The organism is Erwinia sp. OLFS4, assembly GCF_002752165.1.
Lineage (GTDB): Bacteria > Pseudomonadota > Gammaproteobacteria > Enterobacterales > Enterobacteriaceae > Izhakiella.
In genome coordinates this window covers 1-5,483 of sequence record NZ_MOMB01000081.1, presented here as the reverse complement: position 1 = coordinate 5,483, position 5,483 = coordinate 1, and the positions used below count along the sequence as shown (strand labels likewise).

The following is a 5,483-nucleotide window of genomic DNA, read 5'->3' as shown; positions in this document are numbered from 1 at the left end:
TATTTCCATGGTATGATAAAGAAAAATCCATAAAATTTAGTAATGCTTTATGCTTGCTCAATACTGATCAATTTTCTTTATCAAGAATGACTTCAATTTTCACATTTTACAAACCTACTAAAAGTTTCTTTTTCAGTGACATACAAAGTAAAAAAAGCTATGAGATGAATTATAAAAATATATTTTCCCGATATGGGTATTATGATGATGAAGGTAAACCACTACTTATTCGCTCACACCAGCCACGGCACCTTTTAAACACAATAGCCCATTATGGTGAAATGTCTGAACTGGATATAGCTAAATGGTCTGGTCGTATCAATGCGAATCAGAACAGAGTTTATAACCATGTGTCAGAAGAAGATATGTTAGATAAAATCAAAGCTATTAAATTGAATAGGAGTAATTACTGTCAAAGGGAGTCAATACCCACAAATGAATTGACAATTGATTTTGATAACCTTAATCAAGGTGCAATACACTTAACTGAATTTGGTTACTGTGTACATAACTATTTAATCAAGCCTTGTGCAAAAATTAATCATCTTATTGAATGTGATAATGAAACACCGGACATTAACTCAGTAGATAGAATTAGACTGCAATCTGTCCGAGAGAAAGTAATGCAATTAAAGAGAATAACTCAGATCGCTTATGAAAATGGTGATTATGGTGCAGACAAATGGTTGCAACACCATGAAAAAAATTTGGAAAGAATTAATAAACTTTTGAATAATTAAAACAGGAGATACTTATGGCAAAACATTTGAACAGGAGTGAAATAAAGGCAATTAAACACATTATACTGACTTGGGACGGTAAAATCACATGGAGTGATTTATGTGAATCAGTGTATAAGAATCTAAACAGAACTATCACAAGGCAATCTTTAAGTGCTCATGATGAAGTTGTTGAAGCATATAGAATAAAGAAAAGTTTGTCCAATTTGAAAAAATCTGGTCTAAAGAAACCAGCTAACTTAACTATTGCGGCACAACAAATAATAAACCTTAAAGCCGAAAACGAAATGTTGAAAAAACAGAACAATAGATACAAAGAGCAATTTAGCTATTGGCAGTATAATGCTTATAGACACGGTCTTACTATGGAACAGTTGAATAGGCCATTTAATAAAAAATAATATTTGATAGGTTACACCTATTGACAAGTTTAACAAATGCGATAAATATAAATATATGGTCAGGAAGACTATTTAACTAATGCAAGGATGCATTTTATGGACAAGGACATTATCTATCCAGAGTTTACTCTGGAAGAGCAACTTATCATTATAATTGATAAATATATCTCAAAACGGTACCAGCCCGGAGATAAAAGTTTTTCATACCAGCTATACTTAATTTTTGTAGGATACCATTTAAAATATTTCTACCCTAAAAGGATTTATTCCAAATCTAATCGTAATATTGATAACATAATGGCTATGTTTAGCTCGGTATACAAAAGTCTGACAAGCAATCTTCTACAACGATTAAATAACAAAGAAGGAGTTATTAGGGAACTAAACTCGCTTGTTAATTACATAGATAACAATCAAGAAAAAGCAGAGGAAATCTATGCTACTGTCAGAGCACAATATGAAATGAAAATAATTGAGAAAGAGTTAACCCATGAAGTTCGCGTAAGAACCGTCAGGTTATAGGCAATAAATAGCCCCTATGCAGGGGCTAAAAGAGACTTCTTGATATAGGCTACTACTGAACTTCTTTCCAGATACCATCAGCTTTCACAAGCTTAACAGGCTTTGTCTGTTTCATATTGCTAATTGAGGCATCGACAATGCAGTTATAAACATTATTTGCTTCTTCTGTGCAACTAACTTTTTTTACATAATCAATTTTCAAAAGGTCTTTTTCGGGAATACTTGAGTTCAGAGCTTTCATACTTGCATTTGATCTATCTACGACACTTTTGAAAGCATTGTATATATCGTCTTGGGATGGCTCACTGTTACATGCGGTTAAAAGAAGTGTGGTAAGGAAAACTGTGAGGATTGAGTATATTTTCATTTTCTTATCCAGAAATAATTAATTAAGAATACCAGTCTTGGTGTTGTTGTTATCAGAGGAGAAAGTCCATTTACTTACGGTCTCTCCCTTGAAGTCGATCTCAAGAGTTTTAGACTGAGTCTGAGAACCGCCAGTAAACAGCCCCACAACTGGAATGAAAGTCGTTGCACTGAACTGATTGTTAGACATGAAATATTTCCACTGCTCATTTCCGTCATCGAGTGTGGTTCTTGTATCAGGCTCACCTAACTTAGAGAGTAATTCCGTCTTAGTTGTTTTGTTTTTAATGATCTTTGACTGGAGGCTTTGTGGTGTTTCGTTTTTAAGGTTCTGGTTCCCTGATGTTGAACAGCCAGAAAGCAGGAAGACAATAATAAAAAAAGAGGACGTTATAAATCGGTTCATTTACTTTCTCATTTTATGTTTGCGATTGTGTGAAATTAATTTCACCGTATAAAAACAACTCTGTCTGCATACATTCTTTTGATTTTATAGATAAGAATAATGATGCTTATGAAAAACGTAAGGACTGATACAAGAGTGCTGTCGGTCCACGAAAATGCTAACCACGCGAGACCAAATGCCACGAATTGAAACAGGAATGCCACACTGAGCGGGCTTTCACCGTAAGCGACCTTTGCATGGCAGCCTTTACAAATCCGCACACCGTGAGGACTTTGTGTAAAGCAGAACGGGCACTTTATTGTTTCGTTTTTCATAGCAACCCCAGGGTGGAAGATTTACTGCGTGTTTGTAGGGATTCTCGATGGCTGGCTGGCTAAAGTAAAATCACTTGTACCGATCGATGTTTGAATCATGACAGGTAAAGGCTATCATAACTAGTTTATCGATCTGTAATAACGATCAATATATTGTTGACTTATCCTAAATTAACCACTACCCAAACGATATTGCTGTCAGGGATAAGCGGTAAGATTATGTTTATAAATGAATTTTCCTTTCTTTATGTAAAGGTCGGGTTACATAGAGATTTGAGAATCCAGGGAGGGGCTTGTGAAGAATGCTCTTACCATAGCTTCGGAGAAGCTCTGCAAGCCTTCTAAGAAATGGAAGCCAGCCGATAAGCCTGAGATGCTTTTGCTGGTTAACCTCATTCTTTTGGAGAATCTTCTCAACGATCTCGTTTCGTCTGTCTTTTCTGAGTCGCAGTTCGAGTTCAGCAATTTTTTCACTGATACTTTCCTTTTGCTCCCTGGTTTCCAAAATTGTTGCAGGAGCAGGAGCAGGAGCAGGAGCAGGAGCAGGAGCAGGAGCAGGAGCAGGAGCAGGAGCAGGAGCAGGAGCAGGAGCAGGAGCAGGAGCAGGAGCAGGGGGTTCTTCTGGTGGTATGCCGGTTCGCAGAGCTTCTAGATGGTCTGGGTTGTAGTTGAGCCTGTTACTAAGATTTGTCCAACTGTAGCTCTTGCCCAATTGCGAAGCTTTGAAAGCTATATCGCGGTAGGAAAAAGAGAACCCGTTAATTTTCCCGGTAGAAGCGACATTCGCCGTCCAGCCGACTTCTGCTTCTTCCAGCCTCTTGATAAAAGTTAAAAGGTCAGGTGTATCTGCCAAACTTTTATCAAGTATCTGTTGGAGAGCTTCCTTAGAGGCGGGAAGACCAGTCCGTTCTGATAGCATTTGTTCGTTGCGAGAGATTCTCTTCCGCTTCGGTTGCTTTAGTGCAATTGAAGAGGCTGTCCTAGTCACTGTCAGACCATGAGCGAATTCGAGTTCACTGATTATGCGGGTGCTGATGAGATTTTCGTTCCTACCCAAGTAGAGCTTCCCGCCATTGAGATCTATGCGACTTGCAATAATGTGTATGTGCTGACCAGCCTGATCATCATGAAGAACATAGCAACGGAGGTGTGTATCACCGAACCCCATTCGCTTCATGTAATCGTCAGCAATTCGTTTCCATTGTTCGTTGGTAAGAGATTCTCCCTGGGGTAATCGAAGTGAATTGTGCCAAACAGGTTTTGCCACATCTGAACGAAGCTCTTTCGTAAGGTTAAATTCGTCGATTAACTCTTGTGAGCAATCACCTGTCATGTTGCCACCAATTACTTCTGGAACGGTTCTATGGTGTGAGCCTGGCTTTAACACATAGAGAACTACACCTGAGAAGCTCTTACCCCTTTTGATCTTCTGCATTCCTTTCATGCGAAAAACTACCTTACGGACGGATCAGAACCTGTAAGACATGAGCGAAGCTCTTTAATCTGCTTTTTAACAGCGAAGATCTCTGTTTTCGTCAGTTCACTATTACTGCTTTTAGTATCAAGGTGGATTATTAGACGATTTAGCTTTTGAGATATATCAGACAATGATTGCCAAACTTCTAAATTGATTGCAGGAATGGTCGGAGGAAGCTTTTGAAGTGATGCCATGCGAAGCCATTCACCTTTGCGTATATCACCACGGCTTGCATTGAGAAGCTCTAACTCTTCTTTATTTAATCGTACACTTACACAGTGTATTCGCAATGATTGAGATTTATTATCGCTAATTGGCTTAAAATTATTTGTATACGACAATGTTATTATTTTACTCATATAAACTCCTTTTCATATGTGTATTCGCTTTAAAGTGAGCAATTCCTTTGCAACACATTATATATTTATAGTGGAAATGCAATTCATGTCAATGAGGTAGGTTCGACTTTGACTTTCTTTTTCAACCGAAGGGCGAAAAACAAGGGAACTCAGAGAAGCGGAGCTTCGATGAGTTAGCCCTTGCTTGATTGCTTGCTTGATTGCTTGCTTGCTTGGGAATAAAATTACTTCTTAGAACAAAATTTATTTGCATTGTTTTTTACAAATTCATTTTCGGGAGGGAGATAATCTGTGAGCCTACTTTTTTCTTCAGATATAGATTCCATTTTCATTTGTTTCTTTAAACTATCAATAGTATTTGTAATATATTGCACCTCAGTGCTTTGATATGTATACACTGAATACTCTTTAGTTAACAAATCGCAGAGATCATATAAACATGAATCAAGTAGAGTCTTGGTCTCGGTGTTGTTATAGTCATTTATTTTCTCTTTATTAAGTACCAAGAAGATTTTAAGGGTTTTGCTAATTTTATCTTTCTTAATGCCTAATGGAGAGCTAATCTTTTGGGAAGAGTACGATTCTAGTTCAGGGTATTTTTGAGTTAAACGATTTATTTCCTTTTTTGCATACTCAAATGTGAAGCAAGCAATATTCTTCTCAACTTTTTCCCTATCAATGATAATAAAGATTGGGAAATGATTTTTGGGACATTCCGACTGAACTAACAACTCTTTTTTTAGATATGGAGATATAAAAACTAAGGACTCTGGGACGCAAATTCTAACAATATAAAATCGTTGATTTGACATGATGATATCTCTTGACAAAAAATCGCACCTGTAATTCTTATAATAACATCCCGCAAGGCTATTGACAAATGGAATTTATATATTAT

8 protein-coding genes and 1 pseudogene are annotated in these 5,483 nt (G+C 37.0%); 3 read left to right on the top strand and 6 right to left on the bottom strand.

Annotated features, from left to right (window positions below):
- From BL249_RS18345 to BL249_RS18335, 3 genes and pseudogenes are all read left to right on the top strand, one after another.
- A pseudogene (locus BL249_RS18345) lies at positions 1 to 740 on the top strand (DNA-binding protein); the annotation flags it as partial.
- A gap of 14 nt (positions 741 to 754) precedes the next feature.
- Positions 755 to 1,141, top strand: coding sequence for a hypothetical protein (locus BL249_RS18340; protein ID WP_001062149.1), 387 nt, complete (start codon positions 755 to 757; stop codon positions 1,139 to 1,141).
- Positions 1,142 to 1,237: 96 nt separating this feature from the next.
- Entirely contained in the window at positions 1,238 to 1,663 is a 426-nt protein-coding gene (locus tag BL249_RS18335; RefSeq protein ID WP_099705487.1) for a hypothetical protein, read from the top strand.
- A gap of 52 nt (positions 1,664 to 1,715) precedes the next feature.
- Here BL249_RS18335 and BL249_RS18330 read toward each other — a convergent pair whose 3' ends face one another.
- The 6 genes from BL249_RS18330 to BL249_RS18305 all read right to left on the bottom strand — a co-directional run bounded on the left by BL249_RS18330 (position 1,716) and on the right by BL249_RS18305 (position 5,397).
- Complete coding sequence (locus BL249_RS18330; RefSeq protein ID WP_099705488.1) at positions 1,716 to 2,030, bottom strand: cell wall-binding protein; 315 nt, start codon at positions 2,028 to 2,030, stop codon at positions 1,716 to 1,718.
- An 18-nt stretch (positions 2,031 to 2,048) separates the two neighbouring features.
- Positions 2,049 to 2,435 carry a hypothetical protein gene (locus BL249_RS18325; RefSeq protein WP_022065656.1) on the bottom strand — a complete coding sequence of 129 codons (387 nt, stop codon included), beginning with the start codon at positions 2,433 to 2,435 and terminating at the stop codon, positions 2,049 to 2,051.
- 41 nt (positions 2,436 to 2,476) lie between these two features.
- Positions 2,477 to 2,749, bottom strand: coding sequence for a hypothetical protein (locus BL249_RS19325; RefSeq protein ID WP_099705489.1), 273 nt, complete (start codon positions 2,747 to 2,749; stop codon positions 2,477 to 2,479).
- Between the two features lie 223 nt (positions 2,750 to 2,972).
- Entirely contained in the window at positions 2,973 to 4,193 is a 1,221-nt protein-coding gene (locus BL249_RS18315; protein ID WP_099753262.1) for a relaxase/mobilization nuclease domain-containing protein, read from the bottom strand.
- Between the two features lie 8 nt (positions 4,194 to 4,201).
- Positions 4,202 to 4,585 carry a hypothetical protein gene (locus tag BL249_RS18310; protein ID WP_099705491.1) on the bottom strand — a complete coding sequence of 128 codons (384 nt, stop codon included), beginning with the start codon at positions 4,583 to 4,585 and terminating at the stop codon, positions 4,202 to 4,204.
- Positions 4,586 to 4,809: 224 nt separating this feature from the next.
- Positions 4,810 to 5,397: a hypothetical protein gene (locus BL249_RS18305; protein WP_099705492.1), complete on the bottom strand. Its 588-nt coding sequence runs from the start codon at positions 5,395 to 5,397 to the stop codon at positions 4,810 to 4,812.
- Between the last annotated feature and the right edge of the window lie 86 nt (positions 5,398 to 5,483).

Bases quoted from the DNA above. Each gene is read 5' to 3' on its own strand.
- BL249_RS18340 (WP_001062149.1), top strand. From the start codon at position 755: ATGGCAAAACATTTGAACAGGAGTGAAATAAAGGCAATTAAACACATT.
- BL249_RS18335 (WP_099705487.1), top strand. From the start codon at position 1,238: ATGGACAAGGACATTATCTATCCAGAGTTTACTCTGGAAGAGCAACTT.
- BL249_RS18330 (WP_099705488.1), bottom strand. From the start codon at position 2,030: ATGAAAATATACTCAATCCTCACAGTTTTCCTTACCACACTTCTTTTA.
- BL249_RS18325 (WP_022065656.1), bottom strand. From the start codon at position 2,435: ATGAACCGATTTATAACGTCCTCTTTTTTTATTATTGTCTTCCTGCTT.
- BL249_RS19325 (WP_099705489.1), bottom strand. From the start codon at position 2,749: ATGAAAAACGAAACAATAAAGTGCCCGTTCTGCTTTACACAAAGTCCT.
- BL249_RS18315 (WP_099753262.1), bottom strand. From the start codon at position 4,193: ATGAAAGGAATGCAGAAGATCAAAAGGGGTAAGAGCTTCTCAGGTGTA.
- BL249_RS18310 (WP_099705491.1), bottom strand. From the start codon at position 4,585: ATGAGTAAAATAATAACATTGTCGTATACAAATAATTTTAAGCCAATT.
- BL249_RS18305 (WP_099705492.1), bottom strand. From the start codon at position 5,397: ATGTCAAATCAACGATTTTATATTGTTAGAATTTGCGTCCCAGAGTCC.